This is a genomic window from Streptomyces sp. NPDC085932, from assembly GCF_044540525.1.
GTDB classification, from domain to species: Bacteria; Actinomycetota; Actinomycetes; order Streptomycetales; family Streptomycetaceae; genus Streptomyces; species Streptomyces levis.
Genome location: NZ_JBITSJ010000005.1, coordinates 642073 through 663374 on the forward strand (window position 1 = coordinate 642073; position 21302 = coordinate 663374).

The window sequence follows — 21302 nt, forward strand, 5'->3', positions numbered from 1 at the left end:
GCGCCCGTGAGCCTTCGTTCGAGGTGTCTCCGCGATCCGGGGCATGCGAGGAAAACGGAAAGCGGAAAACAAAGAAGCGGGTGCCATCCCACTCCCGCATGTGGGACGGCACCCGCTGGTCCGCCGTCTGCCGGTCCGCCGTCGGCGTCAGGCGCAGCCCAGCTCGCCCAGCATCCCCTGCCGCAGCCGGGTGATGATCCGCTTGATCAGGCGGGAGACGTGCATCTGGGAGCAGCCGAGGCGCTCGCCGATCTCCGCCTGGGTGGCCTCCTCCACGAACCGCATGTGGATGATCTGCCGGTCGCGCTCGCTGAGCTCCGCCATCAGCGGGGCCAGCGAGTGGAAGTCCTCGACGAGCCGCAGCCCGTCCTCCTCCACCCCGATGAAGTCGGCCAGGACCGCCTCGCCGCCCTCCGGCCCGTCGCCCGTGAGCGCGGCGTCCAGCGAGGAGGAGTTGTAGCCGTTGGAGGCGATCTGCCCCTCGACGACCTCCTTCTCGGAGATGTTCATCAGCGTGGCCAGCTCGGCGACCGTCGGCTCGCGGTCCAGCCGGCTGGCGAGCTCCTCGCGGGCCTTGGCGAGCTCCACGCGCAGTTCCTGCAGCCGCCGCGGCACGTGCACCGCCCACGTGGTGTCCCGGAAGAACCGCTTGATCTCACCGACGATGTACGGCAGCGCGAAGGAGGTGAACTCGACCTCACGCGACAGCTCGAACCGGTCGATGGCCTTGATCAGGCCGATCATGCCCGTCTGGACGATGTCCTCCATGTCGTCGCCCCGGCCCCGGAAACGGCCGGCCGCGAACCGCACGAGCGACATGTTCATCTCGATCAGGGTGTTGCGCGCGTACTGGTACTCGTGCGTGCCTTCTTCGAGTTCCGTCAGGCGCCGGAAGAACTGGCGGGACAGCTCACGGGCGTCCCGCGGGGCGACGGATCGCGGGTCCACGACGCCCGGCAGCGCTCCGTCACCCGTGCTGGCCTCGGCGTTCTCTTCGACGACCTGTGCCTTCGACCGGATCACGGCGGTCTCCATTACCTCTCCCGACACTCACGGCGGACATCTGCATAGGTGCTCCCGGGTTGCGGGTACCCGCAACGACGCGCATCATGCCCACCGAATTCACCGAGGGCGGAACCCGGGGCCCTTCCCCTCCCGGCCGGGATTCCTAGGCTGGAGCGGTGACCGATCACGTGCCGAACGAAACCCGTGTCATTCCCCTGCGCCCGCACGGCGCCCGGCCCCACGGCGCCCGCCCCGCCGCGGCCCCGCCACGCCAGGGGCCGCCTGCGGGCCCCGCCGCGAAGGAGCCCCTGTGGCGGGACCTGGTGGGGGACGTCCTGCGCCGGGAACGCCTCGCGCAGGAGCGCACGCTGAAGGACGTCGCCGACGCGGCGCGGATCTCCATGCCGTACCTGTCGGAAGTGGAGCGCGGCCGCAAGGAGGCCTCCTCGGAGGTCCTCGCGGCCGCCGCCCACGCCCTAGGACTGGGCCTGGGCGACCTGCTGTCCCGGGCCCAGGGCGAACTGATCCGCGTCACCTCCCGGTACGCGGGCAGCGGCCGCCGCGGGGCGTCCCCGTCGTCGCTCGACGGACTGTGCCTGGCCGCCTGATCCGGCCCCGGCCGGCGCCTCAGACCAGCTGCGGGCGCCGGCTGAGCACCTCGTCGGCCAGCCCGTAGGCCACCGCCTCCCGGGCGGTGAACACCTTGTCGCGGTCCATGTCGGCCCGCAGCGTCGCCACGTCGTGATGCGTGTGCCGCGCCAGCACCTCCTCCACCTGGGAGCGGATCCGCACCATCTCCTTGGCCTGCAGGGCCAGGTCGGAGACCATGCCGCGCTGCCCGCCGGTGGCCGGCTGGCCGAGCGTCACGCGCGCGTGCTCCAGCACGAACCGCCGCCCGGGGTCCCCGCCGGCCAGCAGCACGGCGGCGGTGGAGGCGGCCTGCCCGACGCAGCACGTCGAGATCGGCGCCCGCACGAACGACATGGTGTCGTAGATCGCCATGAGCGACGTGAACGAGCCGCCGGGGGAGTTGATGTAGACGGCGATCTCCGTCTCCGGCGCCGCCGACTCCAGGTGCAGCAGCTGCGCGATGACGACGTTGGCGACGCCGTCGTCGATCTCGGTGCCGAGGAAGACGATCCGCTCGTTGAGCAGCCGGCTGAAGACGTCGAAGGACCGTTCCCCTTGCGGGGTCCGCTCGATGACGTTCGGAATCGTGTAGCTCCCCATCACCGCAGCCCCATCCTCGGTCGTGCCGAAGCCGGGACGACGTCCGCGAGGGAGTCCACGACCCGGTCCACCATGCCGTACTCCCTGGCCTCCTCGGCCGTGAACCAGCGGTCCCGGTCGCCGTCCCGGGAGATGGTCTCCGGGCTCTGCCCGGTGTGCTCGGCGGTGATCCGCTCGATGGTCCGCTTGGTGAACTCCAGGTTCTCGGCCTGGATCTCGATGTCGGCGGTGGTGCCGCCGATGCCCGCGGACGGCTGGTGCATCATGATCCGCGCGTTCGGCAGGACGTACCGCTTGCCGGGCGCGCCGACGCTGAGCAGGAACTGGCCCATGCTGGCCGCGAAGCCCAGGGCCAGGGTTGACACGTCGTTCGGGACGAGCCGCATCGTGTCGTAGATGGCGAGGCCCGCGTGCACCGCACCGCCGGGGCTGTTGATGTACAGGCTGATGTCGGTGCGCGGGTCCTCCGCCGACAGGATCAGCAGCTGGGCACAGACCCGGTTGGCGGAGACCTCGTCGACCTGGGTGCCCAGCAGCACGATGCGCTGGGCGAGCAGCCGGGCGGCCAGCTGGTCGTCGAAGCGGGTCGGCGGGGTGTCGCCCTCCTCCGCCCTCGGGGCGAGTGTCGTGAGTGGGGTCATCGGTTCTCCTCGTGGTCGCGGAAGCGCCGTCGACCCCACTGTCGGCCCCGGACGAGGCCGGCAGCCGCTTTCTCTGCCCTCGGCAGATCCGCTGCCGGCAGAGCGCCGGGTCCCGCGTTCCGCCCGGCGGATTTCCCGCGGCACCGATGAGTTCCGGAGCGCCGCGGGGTCGATACCGGCGACAGCGATCCACGCTCCGGGAGGAACCCATGGCGACCGACGGCTTCACCACGTGTCTCTGGTTCGACGGCCAGGCCGAAGAGGCGGCCCACCACTACGTCTCCATCTTCAAGAACTCCAGCATCGGCAAGGTCGCGCGCTACCCCGAGGGCGCGCCGCAGCCCGCCGGCAGCGTGATGACGGTCGAGTTCACCGCCAACGGCCACCGGTTCCTCGGGCTGAACGGCGGCCCTCAGTTCCGGTTCAACGAGGCGGTCTCCTTCATGATCTTCTGCGAGAACCAGGAGGAGATCGACTACTACTGGACCCGGCTCACCGAGAACGGCGGCGAGCCCGGCCCCTGCGGCTGGCTCAAGGACAAGTACGGCGTGTCCTGGCAGGTCGTCCCGGACCGGCTCGACGAGATGGTCACCGACCCGGACCCGGAGAAGGCGGCCCGCGTCACGGCGGCCTTCATGGCCATGAGCAAGTTCGACATCGCCGCCCTGGAGAGGGCGTACGCCGGCGAGTGACGTGCCGCGGGGCGGGGCCGCGGCCCGGACCTGCCCCTACGCGGTCTCGGCCAGGATCTCGGCGATCACGTGCCGGGAGTTCTCCGCGACCGGCGGGTTCGTCTCCCAGTAGTACGGCAGCGCGACGACCGCGATCGACAGCGCCCAGCCCCGGCCGCGCGCCCACTCCGCCTCCCCGGCGCCCACGGCCTCGCGGAAGAGGCCGCGCACCCCGGCGGGCAGCACGCACCACGCGCTGATCAGGTCGACGGCGGGATCCCCGACGCCCACCGTGCCGTAGTCGATCACGGCGCTCAGGCGCCCGTCCCGCACGAGGAGGTTCCCGGCCATCAGGTCGCCGTGCGCCCACACCGGCGGCCCGGAGTGCCCGGGCGCGTCGAGGGCCTCCTCCCAGCGGCGAGCCACCGCCGCGGTGTCGACCCGCCCGGCCAGCCGGGCGAGCGCCTCCCGCACGGCACGGTCCCGGTCCGCCAGGGGCACGCCCCGGTAGCCGGCCGGCCCGTCCGACGCGTCGATCCGGCGCAGGGCCCTGACGTACGACGCGAGGTCCCGGGCCAGCGGGCCGGGCGCGTCGAGCGCCCCGGGCACCGGGTTGCGGCCGTCCAGCCAGCCGTACACCGACCAGGGCCACGGGAAATCGGCGCCGGGCTCGCCCCGCCCCAGGGGCTCCGGTGCGGCGGCGGGCAGCGCCGGGCCCAGCCGGGGCAGCCAGCGCAGTTCGTGTTCGACGGCGTCGACGGCGCGGGGATGCCGGGGCAGCCGTACGACCTTGTCGGTGCCGAGGCGGAACATGGCGTTCTCCGTACCGGAGGACTCCAGCCGCCGCAGGGGCAGCTCCGCCCAGTGCGGGAACCGCTCGGCGACCAGCCGCCCGACGAGCCGGACATCGAGGTCGACCTCGTCGGCATGCATCCGTACCGCGCCCATGGCGCCCCATTGGACCGGTCAGCGCGTCGACTGTCGAACGGTTTTCGTGATCTCGCGGGCGATCCGCAGGATGCCCGGGGAGGGCACCGGGCAGGGCTTCGGCCGGGACGTCGTCGGCGCGAGGCAGAAGTGCAGGTAGTCGTCGGCGCGGTGCAGGGCGGTCCGGTCGCGGGAGGGCTGGGTGCAGAAGCCCGGGCGGGCCCGCTCGAAGGCCGTGCACGGCAGGTACCGCGCCCAGGTGTAGCGGTCACCGACCGGGCTCACCGCCCTCCCGGCGTCGGCCACCAGCGCGCCGGAGGCCGCGGCCAGCCGCGCGTACAGCGCGTTGACGCGCCGCACCCGGTCGGGGGTGATCGGGTCGGGGCCCTGCGTCACCCAGACGATCCGCGGGCCCGAACCGCGCCCCGCCGCGGCGATCTGCTCGGTGAGCCGCCGCGCGTCGGCGGCGTACCGGGTGAAGTACCGGGACGGGGACTTGGCGTGGGTGATGCCGTCCATGCAGGGCGTGTAGCCCCAGGAGTTCCCCCAGAACTGCAGCACCACCACGTCGGGCCGCAGCCTGCGCACCAGCGCGGCGGCCTTGTCGGAGGCCGGCACCAGGGACCGTCGCGCCGTGCCCTCCAGGTAGTCGCAGAGCGTGGTGCCGGAGTAGGGGGCGCTGGTGTACTCGGCCCGCAGGTCCCGGCGCAGTTCCCGGCCGAGGACCTTCTGGTTCTCCATCGCCAGCGAATCGCCGAGGTACAGCACCCTCGGCGCCTTGTGCGGCCGCGCCGCGGGGGAGGAGGACGCGGCGGGGGAGGAGGACGCGGCGGGGGCAGGCTGCCCGGTGGAGGCCGTCGCGCGCGGTGCGGCCGGCGCCGGATCCCCGGGCGCCGACTCCGGGTCCCCGCACGCGCCGAGCAGCAGCCCGGCCAGCAGCACTCCCACGCCCCACGGCTTGCGCATACGGCAACTCCCGCCCCGGCCGGTGAAAACGGCACTCAGGCAAGCACAGCCGGCGCCCCCGGGGGAAGACACCTGCCGGACACTCCGCGCGACCGCCGCTCGCCCCCGGGCCGCCCCCCGTCCGTCTCGGCGCGCGGGTCCGCGCCGGGGTGACTAGCGTGAGGAAACGGACCGTTCCCCCGTCCGGAGAGGGCCGCAGTCATGGCCGTGCAACCCGAAGGAAGCCCGTGCTGGGCCGACGCGATGTTCAGTGACCTGGAAGGGGCCAAGCGCTTCTACGGCGAACTCCTCGGCTGGACCTTCGCCGAGTCGTCGACGGAGTACGGCAACTACACCGAGGCCTACGCGGGCGGCAAGGCGGTCGCCGCCGTCGTCCCGCCCATGCCCGGCCAGGACGGCCAGGAGGGCCTGTCGCAGTGGTGCCTGTACTTCGCGGCCGAGGACGCCGCCGCCACCGCCGCCCGGATCCGTGAACACGGCGGCCAGATGCTGATGGAGCCGATGCAGGTCGGCGACTTCGGCACGATGTGCCTGGCCCGCGACCCGGGAGGCGTCGTCTTCGGCGTCTGGCAGGCCGGGACCCACGAGGGGTTCCAGGCGATGGCCGAACCGGGCGCCTACGTCTGGGCGGAGGTCTTCACCCGCGAGCCCGAGAAGTCCGACGCGTTCTTCCCCGCCGTCTTCTCCTACCGGCAGAAGGACATGGAGGACGGCGAGACGGACTTCCGCGTCTACGACCTCGGCGAGCGCAGCGTGCTCGGCCGGATGAGGATGACGGACGACTTCCCGCCCGAGATGCCGCCGTACATCAACGTCTACTTCACCGTCGAGGACTGCGACGCCGCCGTGGCGAAGGCCACCGAGCTCGGCGGGGTGCTGCGGTTCGGCCCGATGACGACCCCGTTCGGCCGGTTCGCCGCCATCAGCGACCCGCAGGGCGCGAACCTCTCGCTGATCGACATCACCACGACCGAAGGGGACATGCCGAAGCTGACGGACGTGTCGTAGCGGCCCCCCTGGCGGCCGGACGGCCCGTGCGGCCATGGCATGATCGGGCCCATGCGTGAACGTGTGGTGGCCGCGTGCGACGGGGCTTCGAAGGGGAACCCGGGGCCCGCCGGCTGGGCCTGGGTCGTGGCCGACGCCTCGGAGAGCCCGGTGCGCTGGGAGGCCGGGCCCCTCGGCCGGGCCACCAACAACGTCGCCGAGCTGACCGCCCTGGAGCGGCTGCTGGCGGCGACCGACCCGGACGTGCCGCTGGAGATCCGGATGGACTCCCAGTACGCCATGAAGGCCGTCACCACCTGGCTGCCCGGCTGGAAGCGCAACGGCTGGAAGACGGCCGCCGGCAAGCCGGTCGCCAACCAGGAGCTCGTCGTGCGCATCGACGAACTGCTCGACGGCCGCTCGGTCGAGTTCCGCTACGTGCCCGCCCACCAGGTCGACGGCGACCGGCTCAACGACTTCGCCGACCGGGCCGCCAGCCAGGCCGCCACCGTGCAGGAACCGGCGGGCAGCGGCCTCGGCTCGCCCGAGCCGCCGCCCGCCCCCGACGTCCCGGCCAAGGCCCCCCGCGCCCGTGCGCGCGGCGGCGCCACCGCGCGCACGGGCAGGACGTCCGCCGCGAAGGGGTCCGCCGCGAAGGGGTCCTCGCGCACGATCAAGGCGAAGTTCCCCGGCCGCTGCCAGTGCGGCCGCGCCTACGCGGCCGGTGAGCCGATCGCCAAGAACGACAGCGGCTGGGGCCACCCGGAGTGCCGCACGGGCGCGCCGGTCTGATCAGGTGTCGAACGTGTAGTGCGGCGTGTGGTCGAGCAGATCCGCCGGGCTCGTGTCGTGCCACGGCCGCATCGTCTCGCGCAGGTCGATCACGTTCGGCGTGCCCGCGGCCGGCAGGTAGCCGGACCCGGGGTGCCGCCGCTGCCATTCGGCCCACAGCTTGTCTATGTAGGCGTGGTGCAGCCAGAACACCGGGTCGTTGGGGGAGACACCGGTGGCCATCTGCCCGCCGACCCAGACGTGGACGCGGTTGTGCAGGTTGACGCCCCGCCAGCCTTCGAGGTGGTTGCGGAAGCCGTCCGAGCCGCTGTTCCAGGGCGCCATGTCGTACGTCGGCATGGCCAGCACGGACTCCACCTCCGCCCGGGTCGGCAACTCCCGCACGGCCGTGCCGAGGGAGCGGCGCAGGAACGTCCGGCCGTCGACGCGCACGTTGATCGGCCAGTTCCCGGCGGACGCGGCGAACGGCCCGTCCGACACCCGGCCGTCCCGCTCCCGCCCGGTCCCGCCGAGGAAGTCGGGCGCCCACAGCGAGGCGCGCGGCGAGCGGTCGACGGTCCAGTCCCAGTACGGCAGCGTCACCGACGCGTCCACCGACTGCAGCGCCCGCTCGAACTCCAGGAGGAATCTTCGGTGCCAGGGCAGGAAGGACGGCGAGCGGTGGCCGGTGCGCTCGCCGTCGTCGGTGTCGGAGACGATGAACGCGTTGTGCGTCGTGACGAACTCGTCGTAGCGGCCGCTGCGCTTCAGGGCGAGCAGCGCGGCGACGAAACGCCGCTTCTCGTCGGCGGTCAGGGCGGACTGGTTTTTGCGGACTGCCATGTTCGGGTGCTCCAGGTGCCGTGCGAAGGACGTCAGTTGGCGGGGAAGGGCAGCAGGGGTGCGCCCTGCAGCTCGTCCACCGCGGCGCGGGCCGCGGCGCGCGGGGTGGGCACCGGGGCGTAGTGGCTGACGACGCTGATCCAGCTGCCGTCGGCGTTGCGCATCACGTGCAGCTCCACCCCGTCGACGAACACCGCGTAGCCGGCGCCGTGATGGTGGTGGCCGGACCCGGTGGCCGGCCGGCCCTGTATCCGGCGGCCCTTGTAGACCTCGTCGAAGGCCCGGGGAGCGCCGTGGTGGTCGGCGGCCGCTGCCCCCGGGGCGAGGGCGGGCAGGGCGCCGGCCGTTGAGGCGAGGACGGCCGCGGCGGTGAGCGCACGGCGACGGCTGAGTTCCGGCATACGGATCTCCTGGGTTCGTTCGGGTGATGGCACCGCATGCCTATCGGCCCTTCCGGTTCCGGGAGAAATCCCCGCGAGCCGGTTGGCTGCGATCCGGGCAATTCCCCTTATGTCGTGCAAGGTTGAACCAAGATGATCTTGCTCGGCGCAGGCGCGTGGACCGGTGCGGACGGGGAAATTCCGCCCGTTGGGGATGGTGTGGTGGATGTTTCTCCCCGGGGGTGGCGGTGTGCGTGGTACGCGTCACGCCGGGAAGCTGACGCGATTCCGCGCTCCGGCCGAGGGGGCCGGCGCACTGCTACTCTGCGTGCGCCATTGACCGCTCTCGGTAGTTCTCAGGGGTGTGCGTGAAGGTCGCCTGCGTCGGCGGCGGGCCCGCCGGTCTGTATCTCTCGATCCTGCTCAAACGGCAGGACCCGTCCCACGACATCACCGTCTACGAACGCGACCCGGAAGGATCGACCTACGGTTGGGGCGTGACCTACTGGCGCGGTCTGCTCGACCGGCTCCACGAGCAGGACCCCGAGTCGGCCCGCGCGCTCGGCGCCGGCTCCGTCCGCTGGCGCGAGGGCGTCGCCCACGTCGGGGACCGCACGACCCGGCACAGCGGCGACGAGGGACACGGCATCGGCCGCCACCGCCTCCTGGAGATCCTCGCCGCCCGCGCCCGCGCGCTCGGCGTCCGCCTGGAGTACGAGCGCGAGATCACCGCCGCCGAACTGCCCGCGGATGCCGACCTGGTCGTGGCGGCCGACGGCGTGGGCAGCGAGCTGCGCACGCGCCACGCCGCGCACTTCGGCACCCGGCTCACCGCCGGGCGCAACCGGTACCTCTGGCTGGGCACCACCAAGGCCTTCGACGCCTTCACCTTCGCCTTCGTGGAGACCGCCCACGGCTGGATCTGGTGCTACGGCTACGGCTACGGGCCCGACCGCGGCACCTGCGTCGTCGAGTGCGCTCCGGGAACGTGGACCGGACTCGGCCTCGACCGCGCGAGCGAGGCCGAGGGGCGAGCCCTGCTGGAGCGGCTCTTCGCCGGCGTCCTGGAGGGCCACCCCCTGCTGCAACGCCCCGGCGGGACCCCGTGGCAGACCTTCCGCACCCTCACGAACCGCACCTGGCACCACGGCAACCTCGTCCTGCTCGGCGACGCCGCCCACACCACGCACTACTCGATCGGCGCCGGCACCACCCTCGCCCTGGAGGACGCGATCGCCCTGGCCGCCGCGCTGCGCGAGCACGCCGAGCTCCCTCAGGCCCTCGCCCACTACGAGCGCGAGCGCACGGCGGCGCTGCTGCCGGCGCAGAGCGCGGCCCGCTACAGCGCCCAGTGGTACGAGGACCTGCCGCGCTACATCCACCTGCCCCCGGAGCGCATGTTCGCCCTGCTCGGTCAGCGCCACTCGCCCCTGCTGCCCCATGTGCCGCCCCAGCTGTACTACCGGCTCGACCGGGCCGCCGGGCAACTGGAGCCGCTGCGCCGGTTCAAGCGCTGGCTCGGCCCCAGGGTGGCGCGGACCGTCCAGGCGAGGACGGTGTCCTCGGGCGACTGACGCTCCCGCCGGACAGCCGGGTGCACTTCCCTGTCGCTGCTCTCCACTCGTGCGGGTGAATTCGGCGAGGCCGGCGAACCGGAGCGGCCCGGTCCGCGCCCGCCCGGGACGGATGACAGACTGACGCCCATGGACGAGCGCACATTCGAAAGATCGGGTCAGCACGCCTCCGTCGTCGGTCTCGGTACGTGGCAGCTGGGTGCCGACTGGGGAGACGTCGACGACAAGGAGGCCCTCGCGGTACTGGAGGCGGCCGCGGAGTCCGGGGTCACCTTCTTCGACACCGCCGACGTGTACGGCGACGGCCGCAGCGAACAGACCATCGCCGCCTTCCTCGCCGGGCGGCCGGACCTGCACGTCCTGGTCGCCACCAAGATGGGGCGCCGGGTCGAGCAGATCCCCGGGAACTACGTGCTCGACAACTTCCGCGCCTGGAACGACCGCTCCCGGCGCAACCTCGGCGTCGACCGGATCGACCTGGTGCAGCTGCACTGCCCGCCGACGCCCGTGTACTCCTCCGACGAGGTGTTCGACGCGCTCGACACCCTGGTGGAGGAGGAGCGCATCGCCGCGTACGGCGTCAGCGTCGAGACCTGCGCCGAGGCGCTCACCGCGATCGCCCGGCCGAACGTGGCCAGCGTGCAGATCATCCTCAACCCGTTCCGCATGAAGCCCCTGCGCGAGGTCCTGCCCGCCGCCCGGGAGGCCGGCGTCGGCATCATCGCCCGCGTCCCGCTCGCCTCCGGCCTGCTGTCGGGCAAGTACACGCGCGACACGGTCTTCCCGGAGAACGACCACCGCACCTACAACCGGCACGGTGAGTCCTTCGACGTGGGCGAGACCTTCTCCGGCGTCGACTACACCACCGGGGTCGAGGCCGCCGCCGAGTTCGCGGCGCTCGCCCCCGAGGGGTACACCCCCGCCCAGCTGGCCCTGCGCTGGATCATCGAGCAGCCCGGCGTCACGACCGTGATCCCCGGCGCCCGCTCGCCCGAGCAGGCCCGGGCCAACGCGGGCGCGGCCCGGCTGCCGGAGCCGCCCGCCGACACCCTGGCCGCGATCCGCGACCTGTACGAGCGGCGGATCAAGGACCAGGTGGAATCCCGCTGGTGACGGGCGGCCGGACCGTCACGGCTCCAGGAGCAGCTGCCTCTCCTGCTCCTGGTCGCCGGAGGCGGCACCGTCGTCACGTGCGGTGAAGACCCGGGTGAGCGTGTCGCTCGCCCGCCGCACCGCCTCCGGGGAGCCCTGCACGGTGACCGTCACCGGTGCCGTCAGGCTCCCCGCTCCTTCCCCGTCGCCTGCCTCGCGACCCGACGGCGCGTCGCCGTCGAAGGTCGCCGTGTGCACCGTCGCGTTCTCGTCGGCGGGAAACTCGTCCGGCGCGCCGAACGTGCCTTCCAGCGCCCGCACGACCGCGCGTGCGTCATCGGCGCCTCCGCCGCTGAGCGTCACGGTGAGCTGCGTTCCGGACATGAGTCCACGACCTCCTCGCGCTGTGCGTACTTCGAGCCGTCCGTGTAACCGTCCCCTGATCGCTCAAACCGCCGCCCACCCGGGAGGACGGCTCGTTCCGGGGCACCCGTGGGAAAGAAGAGGCCGGACCCTCACACCGGGAGGAAGCAGTGGCGGACACGGCACAGGGCGGGGCGATGCGCCGGGGGCGCAACGAGACGGAGGAGGAGAGAGCGGACCGGATGTGGCAGGAGCTCATCCAGGAGGTCCGCGTCGCCCAGATGGGCGTGCAGATCCTCTTCGGTTTCCTGCTGACCGTGGTGTTCACCGAGAAGTACGACGAGCTGACCGGAACGGATCAGACGATCTACCTCGTCACGGTGGTCCTCGGCGCCTGCGCGACCGGGGCGCTCATCGGCCCGGTGTCGCTGCACCGCCTGGTCTCGGGGCGGCGCGTCAAGCCGCAGGCGGTGCGGCTGGCCTCCCGGCTGACCCTGCTCGGCCTGGTGCTGCTGCTCGCCACGACGACGGCGTCACTGCTGCTGATCCTGCGCGTGGCGACACACGACGGCTTCGTGCCCTACCTGGTCGCCGGGGTGGTCGCCTGGTATCTGCTGTGCTGGTTCGTCCTGCCGCTGTGGACCAGGTACAAGCACACCTCGCAGTGACCGCGGCGCACCCGGGCACCGGCCGCCTCCGCGAGGTCCCGGTCCTCGCCCGCCCCGCTCTCAGCTCCCCGCGATGAGGGTCGCCAGGAAGTCGTCGACGCAGACCTCCTCGCGGCCCGGCGGGACCAGCTCGTGGGTCTCCCTGAGGAACGCCGCGAACGCCGGGGCCCAGGCGAACACCACCGCGTGGTGACGGCCGCCGTCGGCGTGCGCGTCACCGAAGAACTCCATCCGCAACTCCTGCCACACACCCCGCGACTCGGGACGCATCCGCACGTCCCCCACCCCGACCGGGCGCCGCAGCGCGTCGCCGAGCATCTCCCGGTCCAGCTGCCACCGGGCGAGCACGCGGCCGTCGTGGCTGAAGACGACCGTGACGGCGAAGGGGTCCGCGGTGTCGTAGCTGAGGTGGGCGAGCACGGAGAAACGCTCCGCTCCGCCCGCCTGCAGCTGCACCACCAGGGTCTTGTGGACGAACGAGTTCACGAGGGGGCCTCCGGGAAGAACCGACGTAGAGCCCTCTAGTACCCCCGATTCCTGCGAAATGCTCAGCTGTCCGGGTGAATCCCGCGGGCACCGCGCAGCGACTCGATACAGACCGCCACGGCCCGCTGGAGCTCCTCCAGGCGCTCGACCATGTCGTCCTCGTAGAACTCCCCGGCGTCGTCGAAGGTCAGCTCCTCGAACACCTTCGTGGCCTTCTGCAGGCTGGAGTAGAACTTCGTGCGCCGCTCCCGCACCCGCAGCCCCGGGTCGGCCTCCACGGCCTCGACGACCAGCGACTTCATGGTGTCGTAGGCCTCGGTGGCCCACTCGCCGGCGTCCTCGCCCTCGTCGAGCAGCGACAGATGCCGCTCGGCCTCCTGGCGCAGATCGGCGGGCGCGTCGACGGTCTGCCCCGCGGGGGTCTTGATCAGCCCCGACTCGGCGATCTGGCGGACGTAGCCGATGCGGTCGGCGGCCCTGCTCTCCCCGGCGACGGCCTTCTTCAGCTCATCGGTGCGCACCACGTCACGGGCCAGCTCCGACTGGAGCTCAGGGTCCTCGCGGACCCGGTCCAGCAGCGCCTGGCGGGCCGCGCGGGCGGTGGAGGGGTCGGCGAGGATCGCGGCGCGCAGGGCGGTGGGGTTCTCCGCGACCTCCAGCGCCTTCGTGGGCCGGATGCCCTCCGCCTCGGCGGCCTCGGCGATGGCGGTGCCGCGCTCGGAGGCGGCGCTGCTGCGGGAGACGTAGTAGCCGAGCCACACGTCGGCGTCCGGCAGCTCCACCTCCTGACCGGGCGCCAGGGCCTCGAAGTGGGGCACCATCCCGTCGTCGGCGGCCCGGTCCCACGCCTTGTAGTAGCGCATGACCCGCTCCGGGGAGCACCCGGCGAGTTCGGCGAACTCCTTCGCTGAGACCTTCGGCGTCCCGTCCGCGCCCTGCCCGCCGGGCCGTACGCTGCGCGCCACCATCAGCCCGAAGGCCCACCCTCCGGTCCGGGCGTACGCCCCGAACTCCCGCGCGTCGCGCGCGACCAGGTCGGACAGCGGCGCCGGGGAGGCGGGGGGCGTCTCGGGCGGGGTGAGGGCAACGGTCACGGACGACTCTCCTGGACGCGCGGGATTCGGGCGGGTGCGGAACCGGGGTACGGGATTCCGACGGCAGCCTACCGGCCGCCGCCGGCCGCGCCCTGCCGCCGACGGCCCCGCACTCTCGGCACGTCGGGGGCGTGCCGGCACGCGGATTCGTGCACCGGTGGCCGGGCCGTGATCCGCTTCCCGGACCGGCCCGCGTCGGCGACGATGGCGGCATGAGGCGTCCCGAGGTCGGTGCGGTGCCGCGGCGTTGCGCGCAGTGCGGCGGATACGAGTACGGCGGGGCGCCCGCGTGCGGGGCCTGCCGCCGGCTGGTGGACGGCGTCGTGGAGGAGGAGTGGGGCGCCTTCCTGCGGCGCTGGGACGTCGCGGGTGGTGACGAGGAACGCTCCCTGGCCGAGATGGTCGCCGCCGAACCCGACCGGTACGACTGGCGCGTGGTGGACGCCGCGCTCGACCGGCTGGAGTGCCCGGACTGCGGGGAGCGGCTCGCCCGCGGGCCGGTGGGCTGCCCGGCCTGCGACCTCGCGCACGGGTTCCGCTACGCCGCGATCGAGACGGACCGGCCCGGTGTCCCGCCGGGCAACGAGCACGCGATCCGGGTCAACGTCTCGGTGGTGCGCCGACCGCACGTCACCTCGGACGGTGAGCTGCTCGTCAGGCGCCTGCTGCTGCCCCTGCTCCTCGTCGGGTACCTGCCGGCCACCGAGGAGGCGCAGCGGCTGAGCGCACAGCTGAAGAAGAGCCCCCCGGAACGGAGGGCCCTTCTGGCGGAACGGGCCGTGGAGGCACTGGCGGCAAAGCTCAGCCGAACGCCTCGCGCAGCGCGGGCAGCAGCGTCTTCTCCGACCAGTCCAGATACGCCGGCTGCGACTCGCCGCCGATCTGCACGAGGGCGACCTCGGTGAACCCGGCCTCGGCGTAGGGGCGGACGGCTTCGACGAAGGCGTCCGGGTCGTCGCCGCACGGGATCGACTCGGCGACGTCGTCGGGGGTGACGAACTGGGTCGCCGCCTCGAAGGAATCCGGGTGCGGCAGCTCCGAGTTGACCTTCCAGCCGCTGCCGAACCAGCGGAACTGGGAGTGCGCCCGCTTGACGGCCGTGTCCCGGTCGGGGTCGTAGCACACCGGCAACTGGCCCACCCGGGGCTTGCCCTCACCGCCGTGCCGGTCGAACGCCTCCAGCAGGCCCGCCTTGGGTTCGGTGGCGATCACCAGATCGCCCAGCCGGCCCGCGAGCTTGCAGGACCGCTCCCCGGAGACGGCGATGCCGATGGGCGGCGCCTGGTCCGGCAGGTCCCACAGCCGGGCCGACTCCACGTCGAAGTGGGTGCCGCGGTGGTTGACGTGCCCGCCCTCGAAGAGCGCGCGGATGATCTCCACGGCCTCCTCGAACATCTCGTGCCGCACGTCCACGGACGGCCAGCCGCCGCCCACCACGTGCTCGTTGAGGTTCTCGCCCGAACCGAGCCCCAGCCGGAACCGCCCCTCGGACAGCAACTGCACCGTCGCCGCCTTCTGCGCCACCACCGCCGGGTGGTAGCGGAACGTCGGGCACGTCACGTACGTCATCAGCGGGATACGTGACGTGGCCTGGGCGGCCGCGCCGAGCACCGCCCACGCGTACGGCGAGTGGCCCTGCGAGCGCAACCACGGGAAGTAGTGGTCGGAGGTCACCGAGAAGTCGAAGCCCGCCTCCTCGGCCCGCACCACGTGGTCCACGAGCTCGCGGGGGCCGGCCTGCTCCGTCATCATCGTGTATCCGATTTGCACCATAACCACCGGGTCCCCGCGCAGTGGACGCGGAAACGGGTCGATCAAGCCCCGTGGACGGGGGCAGGATGCCCGCATGAGTGCCTCCGCCCTGCCGACCTCCGGCCCCGCAGCCCAGGGCGTCGACGCCGCCGGTGTCCACGCCTTCCTCGACGCCCTCGAAGCCGCCCCCGAGATCGAGCCGCACAGTGTGATGATCATGCGGCACGGACACCTCGTCGCCTCCGGCTGGTGGGCGCCCTACACCGCCCACCGGCCCCACCTGCTGTACTCGCTCAGCAAGAGCTTCACCGGGACCGCCGCCGCCCTGGCCGAGGCCGAAGGGCTGCTGGACTTCGACGCGCCGGTGATCTCGTACTTCCCGGAGTTCGAGGCCGACATCACCGACCCGCGCAGCCGGGCCATCCTGGTACGGCACGTGGCGTCCATGGCGAGCGGCCACGAGCGGGAGACGGTCGAAGAGGCCTACGGCCGCGACCCCGCCGAGCCCGTGCGGGGGTTCCTGCTCCTGCCGCCGGACCGCGACCCCGGCACGGTCTTCGCCTACAACCAGCCCACCACCTACACCCTCGGCGCCATCGTCCAGCGGGTGACGGGACAGTCCCTCTCCGCCTACCTGCGGCCCCGGCTGCTCGACCCGCTGGGCATCGGGGAGGTGTTCTGGCGGCGCGACCGCACCGGGCGTGAGATCGGCTTCAGCGGTCTGCACGCCACCACCGACGCCGTCGCCCGGCTCGGCCAGCTGTACCTGAACGACGGCCTGTGGGAGGGCAAGCGGCTGCTGCCCGAGGGCTGGGCGGCCCGGGCGGCCCGGCCGCGCATACCGACCGGGGGCGCCATGGGCGACGCGGACCGCCAGGACTGGGACCAGGGCTACGGCTACCAGTTCTGGACGTCCCGGCACGGCTACCGGGGCGACGGCGCCTACGGCCAGTTCTGCCTCGTGCTGCCCGAGCACGACGCGGTGATCGCCACGACCGCGGCGACCGAGCGGATGCAGGACTTCCTGAACCTGGTCTGGAAGCATCTGCTGCCCGCCTTCGGGCCCGGGCCGCTGCCCGGCCGGGAGGCCGCGGACGCGGATCTGCGCGAGCGCCTCGGCCGGCTCGCGCTGCCGCCCGCCCCCGGTGCGCCCGCACCACCGGAGCGGGCGGAGGACTGGGCCGCCGCCGCGTTCACGGCCGACGGCACCGGGCCGGTCCGGGAGGCCCGGCTCGACCGGGACGCGGACGGCTGGACGCTGACGCTCACCGGGGACGGGGACCCGGAGCAGGACCGCGTCCGGCTGCGCGTCGGGTCGGAGGGCTGGACGGTCGCCGGGGAACCCCTGCCGACCGCGGTGAGCGGCGGCTGGACCGGCGCCGGGACGCTCGCCGTCGACGTGGTGTTCCTGGAGACCCCGCACCGCCTGGTCGTGACGTGCTCCCTCGCGGAGGGGACGGTCGGCGCGCGCTGGCGCACCGAGCCGCTGGAGCGCGGCCGGCTCACCTCGCGGCGGGCGCCGCGCGGCTCAGTCTGACCCCGGGCGGAAGGTGGCCAGGACGGTGCGCAGCGCCTGCCGGTTCGCCTCGTCCTCCCAGTCGGCGTCGGGGGTCGTCCAGCGCAGCGAGAAGCTCCGGCCCCCGCCCAGCAGGAAGCCCCGGCCGAAGGTCCGCACCCGGGTGCCCTCGACGTCCGCCGTCCACTCCATGTCGGCGGCCTCGCGCCCCTGGTACGTCGTCGCCCGGATCTCGCCGATCCGCTCGTAGTCGCCGGAACGCCGCAGATTCGGTTCGACGTCGTCGCGCCAGACGGCCACCGGGTCCGGGCCCACGCGGGCGCTGTAGGTGACGGCCAGGGTGCGGCCGTCGCCGTCGTCGCCGAAGACGACCCGGTAGGCCAGGTCGCCCTGGCGGTCGGTGTCCAGCCGCTCCCAGTCCTTCGGGAGGGCGACGGAGAAACCTTCGGGTGCGTGGTAGAGCCGGAAGTCCGGCGGCAGCGCGGCCGGGTCGGACCGCGTCGGGGTCGGCGTCGGGGACGGGGTCGGGGACGGGGGCGGATCGGTCGGGGTCGGCGTCGGTGCGGGGGCCCCGGTCGGCTCGGGGCCGGTGTCCTCGCCCGGTGAGGCGGCGGAGGCCGGCGGCCGGGCCGGTGCGTCGGCCGCGTCGCCGCCCGAGTCGCCGCCGGGCAGCCCCTGGGTGGCGGCGAGCACGGCGACCGCGACGGTGACGACGGCCAGGGCGGTGCCCGCGATCACGGTCCGTCTGCTCCAGGCCGGAACCCCCGGGCGGACGGCCGTGTACACGCCGCGCAGCCGCGGAACGGGCACCGCGCCCAGGGCCGCCGTGTCGGGGTCCTCGTTCAGCGCCCGGGTCAGCGCCGCACGGACCACCGGCCGCGTCAGCCGCTCCCGTGAGTCCTTGCGCAGCAGCCCCTGCACGACCTGCGCGAGCGGGCCGGCGCGCATCGGCGTGCGCAGCGGCAGCCGGTCCACGCCCTTCAGGGTGTTCTCCGGGCGGCCCCGGTCGCGGAAGGGCGGGCGCCCCTCGACCATGGTGTAGAGGATCGCGCCCAGTGCCCACAGGTCGGCCGCGGGCCCGATCCGCTGGTCCCTGGCCTGCTCCGGCGAGGCGTACGCGGGTGCCGTCAGACGGGGTGCGAGGGTGGCGCCGGCCAGGCCGAAGCCGGTGACGACGACCGACTGGTCCTCCCGGACGAACACCTGGCCGGGGCTGAGCTCGCCGTGGGTGATGCCCTCGGCGTGCGCCGCGTCCAGCACGTCGAGCACCTCCAGGCCGATCCGCGCGGCCCGCACGTAGTTGAACGTGCCCTGCTCGGTGAGGAGTTCGCCGAGCGGCGTGCCGTCGATCCACTCGTTGACCGTCCACAGCGCGCCCGCCTCCTCCACCGCGTCGACGACCGTGGCGATCCGGCCGGGGCGGAGCAGGGCCATGTTCTCGGAGGTGCGCAGCAGGCGCGCGGCCGTACTGCGCTCGGTCCCGAGGGGGTCCTGCGGCAGCCCGATCTGGGTGACCAGGCACGGCCGGGAGACCTCGCCGGCGCCGAGGTCCTCGGCGTACCAGCAGATGCGGTTGGTCTCGCGCTGGATGATCTCGAGCAGCCGGTACCGGCCGGCGACCAACTGGTGTGTGGAGACGTGCGCCCTGCCCATGGCCATCCCTCGCTGGAAACCTGGCTCTCACCCTTTTCCAGAGGTACGGGGAGCGAGGCTGCCTCCGTTCAAAAGGATCGCAACTCCGCGTTCATTCTTGTCTTTTATTCAAAAGAGGGGAGCAAGTGTGCGAGGGAAAACGGTCTTTCGGGCTCTGCGGGGCGCTCACCTCGGCAGTTCCGTATTCACCCCGGCCGGCCTCGGGGTAACCGGGGGTAAATACCGAGGTGTCCGGGGTTCGAACTCACCACCCCTCCGATGAATTCGAACGGGTGATTCCCCGAGAGCGCCCCGATGCTCAGCGCAGGCCGAAGTGCCGGGACCAGCCGATCATGTCGCCCGTGGTGGCATTGCCTCCGCACACCACGAGACCGAGCCGGGCCCCGTCCCCGACCCGTTCCAGCACCCGCCGGGCGGCGGGCAGCAGACAGCCGGCAGCCGGTTCGGTCCACAGCTTGGCGTGGTCGGCCAGGTCGAGACAGCCCCGCACGGCCTCCCGGTCCGGGACCACGAGCACCTCGGTGACCAGCTCGGACACATGGTCGTACGTCAGCCGGGAGACCGACGGCGCGCTGAGGGTGGAGACGATCGAGGACAGGGCGACCGGCCGCGGGCCGCCCGCCGCCAGCGCCTCGGACATGGCCTGCGCGCCCTCGGTCTCCACGCCCCACACCCGCACCCCGGGCCGGTGCGCCCGCAACGCGGCGGCGACACCGGCGATGAGGCCGCCGCCCCCGACGCTGACGAGTACGTCGGTGAGCTCGCCCGCGTCGGCGGCGAACTCCAGGCCGACCGTGCCCTGCCCGGCGACCACCACCGGGTCGTCGAAGGGGTGGACCAGGGTCAGCCCCTCCTGCTGGAGCCGGGTCGTGAGCGCGAACGCGCCGTCCATGTCGTCGGTCAGCCGCACGCAGGCGCCGGAGTCCTCCGCGATCTCCGCGGCCCGGGCGGGCGCGGAGCGCGGCATGACCACCGTGGCCTTCACGTCGAGCGCGGCGGCCATGACCGCGAGGGCGATCCCGTGGTTGCCGCCGCTGACCGCGACCACCCCGGCGGCCCGTTCCGCCTCGCTGAGCGACAGCAGCTTCGCCGTCGCCCCGCGCGCCTTGAACGAGCCGGTGCGCTGCAGCAGTTCGAGCTTCGCGGTGACCGGGACGCCGAGCAGCGCCGACAGACCCGGACTGGGCAAGGTCGGGGTGCGCACGACGTGCCCGGCGATCCGTTCCGCCGCGGCTTCGATCTCCGAGATGCCGATCACTGCGGTTCTCCCTCCGGCGCGGGGTCGCGGAACGCGCCGACCGGCACCCTCACCCGACGAGGGGGCCCGGGTCAACGCCGTGCCCGGACGGTGAACCACCGCGCTCCGGCGGGATCCGGACCGGACGCGCCGGACCGAGGGCTCGGGGCCGCGCCGCTCCGACGGCTGGTGGTCGCGCCGGGCCGGCGCCCCCGGGTCGCGCCTGTGCGGTGGCTCAGAGGTCGCGTCGGGCCGGCACCCCCTGGGTCGCGCCTGTGCGGTGGCTCAGAGGTCGCGTCGGGCCGGCACCCCCTGGGTCGCGCGTGTGCGGTGGCTCAGAGGTCGCGTCGGATCAGGAAGCCGAGCAGTGAGCGCAGGTCGGCGGCGGCGCGCGGGGTCAGGGGTACGGCCTCGAGTGCCGTCTCCACGGCGGTGACGTGGCGCCGGGCCTCCGCCAGGGCCGCCGCCCGGCCGCCCGCCCGCTCGATCAGCGCCGCCGCGGCGCCGAGGTCATGGCCCGACCGCAGGAGCGCGGCGAGCCGGTCGCCCCTCGGCGAGTCGAGCGCGACCAGCACCGGATAGGTCTTCTTCCGCTCCCGCAGGTCGCCGTGGACCGGCTTGCCGGTGACCCGGGGATCGCCCCAGATGCCCAGGACGTCGTCCACGATCTGGAAGGCGATCCCCAGGTGCCGGCCCGCCCGGTCGAGTGCCTCGGCCGTCCCGGGCGGGGCACCGCCCAGCAGGGCGCCCAGCGCGGCGGCGCCCCCCAGCAGCGCGCCCGTCTTGTGCTCCGCCATCACCCGGTACTCCTCCGGCCGCACCCGGTCGGGTCCCGTCCAGGGGCGGTCGGCGAACAGCAGGTCGTCCGCCTGGCCCCGCACCAGGTCGCCCAGCGCCACGGACAGCGCCCGCACGGCTCCCAAGCCGCCCGGCTGCGCCGCGAGCGTCTCGACGGCCAGCGCGAACAGGGCGTCGCCGGCCAGGACCGCGGGACCCGTGCCGTAGGCCTTCCACACGGCCGGACGGCGGCGGCGGTCGGTGTCGCCGTCCATGATGTCGTCGTGCAGCAGGGAGAAGGTGTGCACCAGTTCCACCGCCACGGCCGCGGGCACCCCGGCCCGGCCGGGCGACCCGGCCGCCTCCGCGCCCAGCACCGCGAGCGCCTGCCGCACGCCCTTGCCGCCCGAGGCGGCCACGGGCGCACCGCCGACCTCGCACCAGCCGAACGCGTAGCCGGCCATCTCGGCGACCCAGGGGTGCAGCCGCCCCACGGCCTCGACGAGAGCGGGCCGGACCAGGACGCGGCAGCGGTCCAGGGTGCGCGCGGCGTCGCCCGCGCCGGAGCCCGGTTCCGTCCCGGTCGTGCCGTGCCGGTCCGTCCGCCCGTCCCTGCCGGTCGTCTCGGTGTCCCGCCCTGCCGTGCCGCCCGGCCGTACCACCCCCGCC

At 73.5% G+C, this 21302-nt stretch carries 23 protein-coding genes; 9 read left to right on the plus strand and 14 right to left on the minus strand.

Translation table 11 applies throughout. From position 1 onward, the window contains the following. Positions 1–147: 147 nt before the first annotated feature. Positions 148–1035 (minus strand): RNA polymerase sigma factor SigF, encoded by an 888-nt coding sequence (locus ACIGAQ_RS26965; protein WP_399787009.1) that lies wholly within the window; start codon positions 1033–1035, stop codon positions 148–150. Between the two features lie 146 nt (positions 1036–1181). Between ACIGAQ_RS26965 and ACIGAQ_RS26970 the strand changes: the two genes are divergently transcribed. After that, a complete protein-coding gene (locus ACIGAQ_RS26970; RefSeq protein WP_399787012.1) occupies positions 1182–1613 on the plus strand; it encodes a helix-turn-helix domain-containing protein in 432 nt (143 codons plus the stop codon). A gap of 19 nt (positions 1614–1632) precedes the next feature. Here ACIGAQ_RS26970 and ACIGAQ_RS26975 read toward each other — a convergent pair whose 3' ends face one another. Next, on the minus strand, positions 1633–2235 hold the full coding sequence (locus ACIGAQ_RS26975) for an ATP-dependent Clp protease proteolytic subunit (protein WP_311678953.1): 603 nt from the start codon (positions 2233–2235) through the stop codon (positions 1633–1635). Beyond that, the gene (locus ACIGAQ_RS26980) at positions 2235–2876 is read right to left on the minus strand and encodes an ATP-dependent Clp protease proteolytic subunit (protein ID WP_399787016.1); all 642 of its coding nucleotides are present in this window, start codon (positions 2874–2876) and stop codon (positions 2235–2237) included. Before ACIGAQ_RS26980 ends, ACIGAQ_RS26975 begins: the two co-directional genes overlap by 1 nt. A gap of 209 nt (positions 2877–3085) precedes the next feature. On the opposite strand from ACIGAQ_RS26980, the gene ACIGAQ_RS26985 reads away from it, so the two are divergent. Further along, positions 3086–3568, plus strand: coding sequence for a VOC family protein (locus tag ACIGAQ_RS26985; protein WP_311678949.1), 483 nt, complete (start codon positions 3086–3088; stop codon positions 3566–3568). A gap of 36 nt (positions 3569–3604) precedes the next feature. On the opposite strand, the gene ACIGAQ_RS26990 is transcribed toward ACIGAQ_RS26985, so the two are convergent. Further along, entirely contained in the window at positions 3605–4495 is an 891-nt protein-coding gene (locus ACIGAQ_RS26990; protein ID WP_399787019.1) for an aminoglycoside phosphotransferase family protein, read from the minus strand. A gap of 18 nt (positions 4496–4513) precedes the next feature. After that, positions 4514–5440: an SGNH/GDSL hydrolase family protein gene (locus ACIGAQ_RS26995; RefSeq protein ID WP_399787022.1), complete on the minus strand. Its 927-nt coding sequence runs from the start codon at positions 5438–5440 to the stop codon at positions 4514–4516. A 201-nt stretch (positions 5441–5641) separates the two neighbouring features. Here ACIGAQ_RS26995 and ACIGAQ_RS27000 point away from each other — a divergent pair, with 201 nt between their 5' ends. Continuing rightward, a complete protein-coding gene (locus ACIGAQ_RS27000; protein WP_399787025.1) occupies positions 5642–6448 on the plus strand; it encodes a VOC family protein in 807 nt (268 codons plus the stop codon). Positions 6449–6487: 39 nt separating this feature from the next. Beyond that, positions 6488–7219 carry a ribonuclease H gene (locus ACIGAQ_RS27005; protein ID WP_311678942.1) on the plus strand — a complete coding sequence of 244 codons (732 nt, stop codon included), beginning with the start codon at positions 6488–6490 and terminating at the stop codon, positions 7217–7219. Here the strand turns inward: ACIGAQ_RS27005 and ACIGAQ_RS27010 are convergent, their stop codons facing one another. After that, positions 7220–8041: a tyrosinase family protein gene (locus ACIGAQ_RS27010; protein ID WP_399787028.1), complete on the minus strand. Its 822-nt coding sequence runs from the start codon at positions 8039–8041 to the stop codon at positions 7220–7222. A 32-nt stretch (positions 8042–8073) separates the two neighbouring features. Next, entirely contained in the window at positions 8074–8442 is a 369-nt protein-coding gene (locus ACIGAQ_RS27015; protein ID WP_362285296.1) for a tyrosinase cofactor, read from the minus strand. 347 nt (positions 8443–8789) lie between these two features. Between ACIGAQ_RS27015 and ACIGAQ_RS27020 the strand changes: the two genes are divergently transcribed. Next, positions 8790–9995, plus strand: coding sequence for an FAD-dependent monooxygenase (locus ACIGAQ_RS27020; protein ID WP_399787031.1), 1206 nt, complete (start codon positions 8790–8792; stop codon positions 9993–9995). A 129-nt stretch (positions 9996–10124) separates the two neighbouring features. Continuing rightward, positions 10125–11108, plus strand: a complete 984-nt coding sequence (locus ACIGAQ_RS27025) for an aldo/keto reductase (protein WP_362285301.1) — start codon at positions 10125–10127, stop codon at positions 11106–11108. A 15-nt stretch (positions 11109–11123) separates the two neighbouring features. On the opposite strand, the gene ACIGAQ_RS27030 is transcribed toward ACIGAQ_RS27025, so the two are convergent. After that, positions 11124–11471, minus strand: a complete 348-nt coding sequence (locus ACIGAQ_RS27030; protein ID WP_399787034.1) for a hypothetical protein — start codon at positions 11469–11471, stop codon at positions 11124–11126. 176 nt (positions 11472–11647) lie between these two features. On the opposite strand from ACIGAQ_RS27030, the gene ACIGAQ_RS27035 reads away from it, so the two are divergent. Next, a complete protein-coding gene (locus tag ACIGAQ_RS27035; RefSeq protein ID WP_399787178.1) occupies positions 11648–12118 on the plus strand; it encodes a DUF6328 family protein in 471 nt (156 codons plus the stop codon). 60 nt (positions 12119–12178) lie between these two features. Here ACIGAQ_RS27035 and ACIGAQ_RS27040 read toward each other — a convergent pair whose 3' ends face one another. Continuing rightward, positions 12179–12604: an SsgA family sporulation/cell division regulator gene (locus ACIGAQ_RS27040; RefSeq protein WP_311678931.1), complete on the minus strand. Its 426-nt coding sequence runs from the start codon at positions 12602–12604 to the stop codon at positions 12179–12181. Positions 12605–12666: 62 nt separating this feature from the next. Then, complete coding sequence (locus tag ACIGAQ_RS27045) at positions 12667–13698, minus strand: hypothetical protein (RefSeq protein WP_399787037.1); 1032 nt, start codon at positions 13696–13698, stop codon at positions 12667–12669. Between the two features lie 212 nt (positions 13699–13910). On the opposite strand from ACIGAQ_RS27045, the gene ACIGAQ_RS27050 reads away from it, so the two are divergent. Continuing rightward, positions 13911–14603 carry a hypothetical protein gene (locus tag ACIGAQ_RS27050; protein WP_311678929.1) on the plus strand — a complete coding sequence of 231 codons (693 nt, stop codon included), beginning with the start codon at positions 13911–13913 and terminating at the stop codon, positions 14601–14603. Here ACIGAQ_RS27050 and ACIGAQ_RS27055 read toward each other — a convergent pair. Beyond that, positions 14500–15471: an LLM class F420-dependent oxidoreductase gene (locus tag ACIGAQ_RS27055; RefSeq protein ID WP_399787040.1), complete on the minus strand. Its 972-nt coding sequence runs from the start codon at positions 15469–15471 to the stop codon at positions 14500–14502. The two genes, ACIGAQ_RS27050 and ACIGAQ_RS27055, sit on opposite strands and share 104 nt — an antisense overlap. A 73-nt stretch (positions 15472–15544) precedes the next feature. Between ACIGAQ_RS27055 and ACIGAQ_RS27060 the strand changes: the two genes are divergently transcribed. Next, entirely contained in the window at positions 15545–16987 is a 1443-nt protein-coding gene (locus tag ACIGAQ_RS27060) for a serine hydrolase domain-containing protein (protein ID WP_399787042.1), read from the plus strand. On the opposite strand, the gene ACIGAQ_RS27065 is transcribed toward ACIGAQ_RS27060, so the two are convergent. The 3 genes from ACIGAQ_RS27065 to ACIGAQ_RS27075 form a co-directional block, all read right to left on the minus strand. Continuing rightward, complete coding sequence (locus ACIGAQ_RS27065) at positions 16979–18619, minus strand: serine/threonine-protein kinase (RefSeq protein WP_311678924.1); 1641 nt, start codon at positions 18617–18619, stop codon at positions 16979–16981. The genes ACIGAQ_RS27060 and ACIGAQ_RS27065 overlap by 9 nt on opposite strands. A gap of 298 nt (positions 18620–18917) precedes the next feature. Next, the gene (locus ACIGAQ_RS27070) at positions 18918–19877 is read right to left on the minus strand and encodes a threonine/serine dehydratase (protein WP_399787045.1); all 960 of its coding nucleotides are present in this window, start codon (positions 19875–19877) and stop codon (positions 18918–18920) included. A 314-nt stretch (positions 19878–20191) separates the two neighbouring features. After that, positions 20192–21172, minus strand: coding sequence for a polyprenyl synthetase family protein (locus tag ACIGAQ_RS27075; RefSeq protein WP_399787181.1), 981 nt, complete (start codon positions 21170–21172; stop codon positions 20192–20194). Between the last annotated feature and the right edge of the window lie 130 nt (positions 21173–21302).

What these genes read in the sequence shown, in the direction of transcription:
- ACIGAQ_RS26965 (WP_399787009.1), bottom strand. Translation starts at nt 1,035, where the DNA reads ATGGAGACCGCCGTGATCCGGTCGAAGGCACAGGTCGTCGAAGAGAAC.
- ACIGAQ_RS26975 (WP_311678953.1), bottom strand. Translation starts at nt 2,235, where the DNA reads ATGGGGAGCTACACGATTCCGAACGTCATCGAGCGGACCCCGCAAGGG.
- ACIGAQ_RS26980 (WP_399787016.1), bottom strand. Translation starts at nt 2,876, where the DNA reads ATGACCCCACTCACGACACTCGCCCCGAGGGCGGAGGAGGGCGACACC.
- ACIGAQ_RS26985 (WP_311678949.1), top strand. Translation starts at nt 3,086, where the DNA reads ATGGCGACCGACGGCTTCACCACGTGTCTCTGGTTCGACGGCCAGGCC.
- ACIGAQ_RS26990 (WP_399787019.1), bottom strand. Translation starts at nt 4,495, where the DNA reads ATGGGCGCGGTACGGATGCATGCCGACGAGGTCGACCTCGATGTCCGG.
- ACIGAQ_RS26995 (WP_399787022.1), bottom strand. Translation starts at nt 5,440, where the DNA reads ATGCGCAAGCCGTGGGGCGTGGGAGTGCTGCTGGCCGGGCTGCTGCTC.
- ACIGAQ_RS27000 (WP_399787025.1), top strand. Translation starts at nt 5,642, where the DNA reads ATGGCCGTGCAACCCGAAGGAAGCCCGTGCTGGGCCGACGCGATGTTC.
- ACIGAQ_RS27005 (WP_311678942.1), top strand. Translation starts at nt 6,488, where the DNA reads ATGATCGGGCCCATGCGTGAACGTGTGGTGGCCGCGTGCGACGGGGCT.
- ACIGAQ_RS27010 (WP_399787028.1), bottom strand. Translation starts at nt 8,041, where the DNA reads ATGGCAGTCCGCAAAAACCAGTCCGCCCTGACCGCCGACGAGAAGCGG.
- ACIGAQ_RS27015 (WP_362285296.1), bottom strand. Translation starts at nt 8,442, where the DNA reads ATGCCGGAACTCAGCCGTCGCCGTGCGCTCACCGCCGCGGCCGTCCTC.
- ACIGAQ_RS27025 (WP_362285301.1), top strand. Translation starts at nt 10,125, where the DNA reads ATGGACGAGCGCACATTCGAAAGATCGGGTCAGCACGCCTCCGTCGTC.
- ACIGAQ_RS27030 (WP_399787034.1), bottom strand. Translation starts at nt 11,471, where the DNA reads ATGTCCGGAACGCAGCTCACCGTGACGCTCAGCGGCGGAGGCGCCGAT.
- ACIGAQ_RS27035 (WP_399787178.1), top strand. Translation starts at nt 11,648, where the DNA reads ATGCGCCGGGGGCGCAACGAGACGGAGGAGGAGAGAGCGGACCGGATG.
- ACIGAQ_RS27050 (WP_311678929.1), top strand. Translation starts at nt 13,911, where the DNA reads ATGAGGCGTCCCGAGGTCGGTGCGGTGCCGCGGCGTTGCGCGCAGTGC.
- ACIGAQ_RS27055 (WP_399787040.1), bottom strand. Translation starts at nt 15,471, where the DNA reads ATGGTGCAAATCGGATACACGATGATGACGGAGCAGGCCGGCCCCCGC.
- ACIGAQ_RS27060 (WP_399787042.1), top strand. Translation starts at nt 15,545, where the DNA reads ATGAGTGCCTCCGCCCTGCCGACCTCCGGCCCCGCAGCCCAGGGCGTC.
- ACIGAQ_RS27065 (WP_311678924.1), bottom strand. Translation starts at nt 18,619, where the DNA reads ATGGGCAGGGCGCACGTCTCCACACACCAGTTGGTCGCCGGCCGGTAC.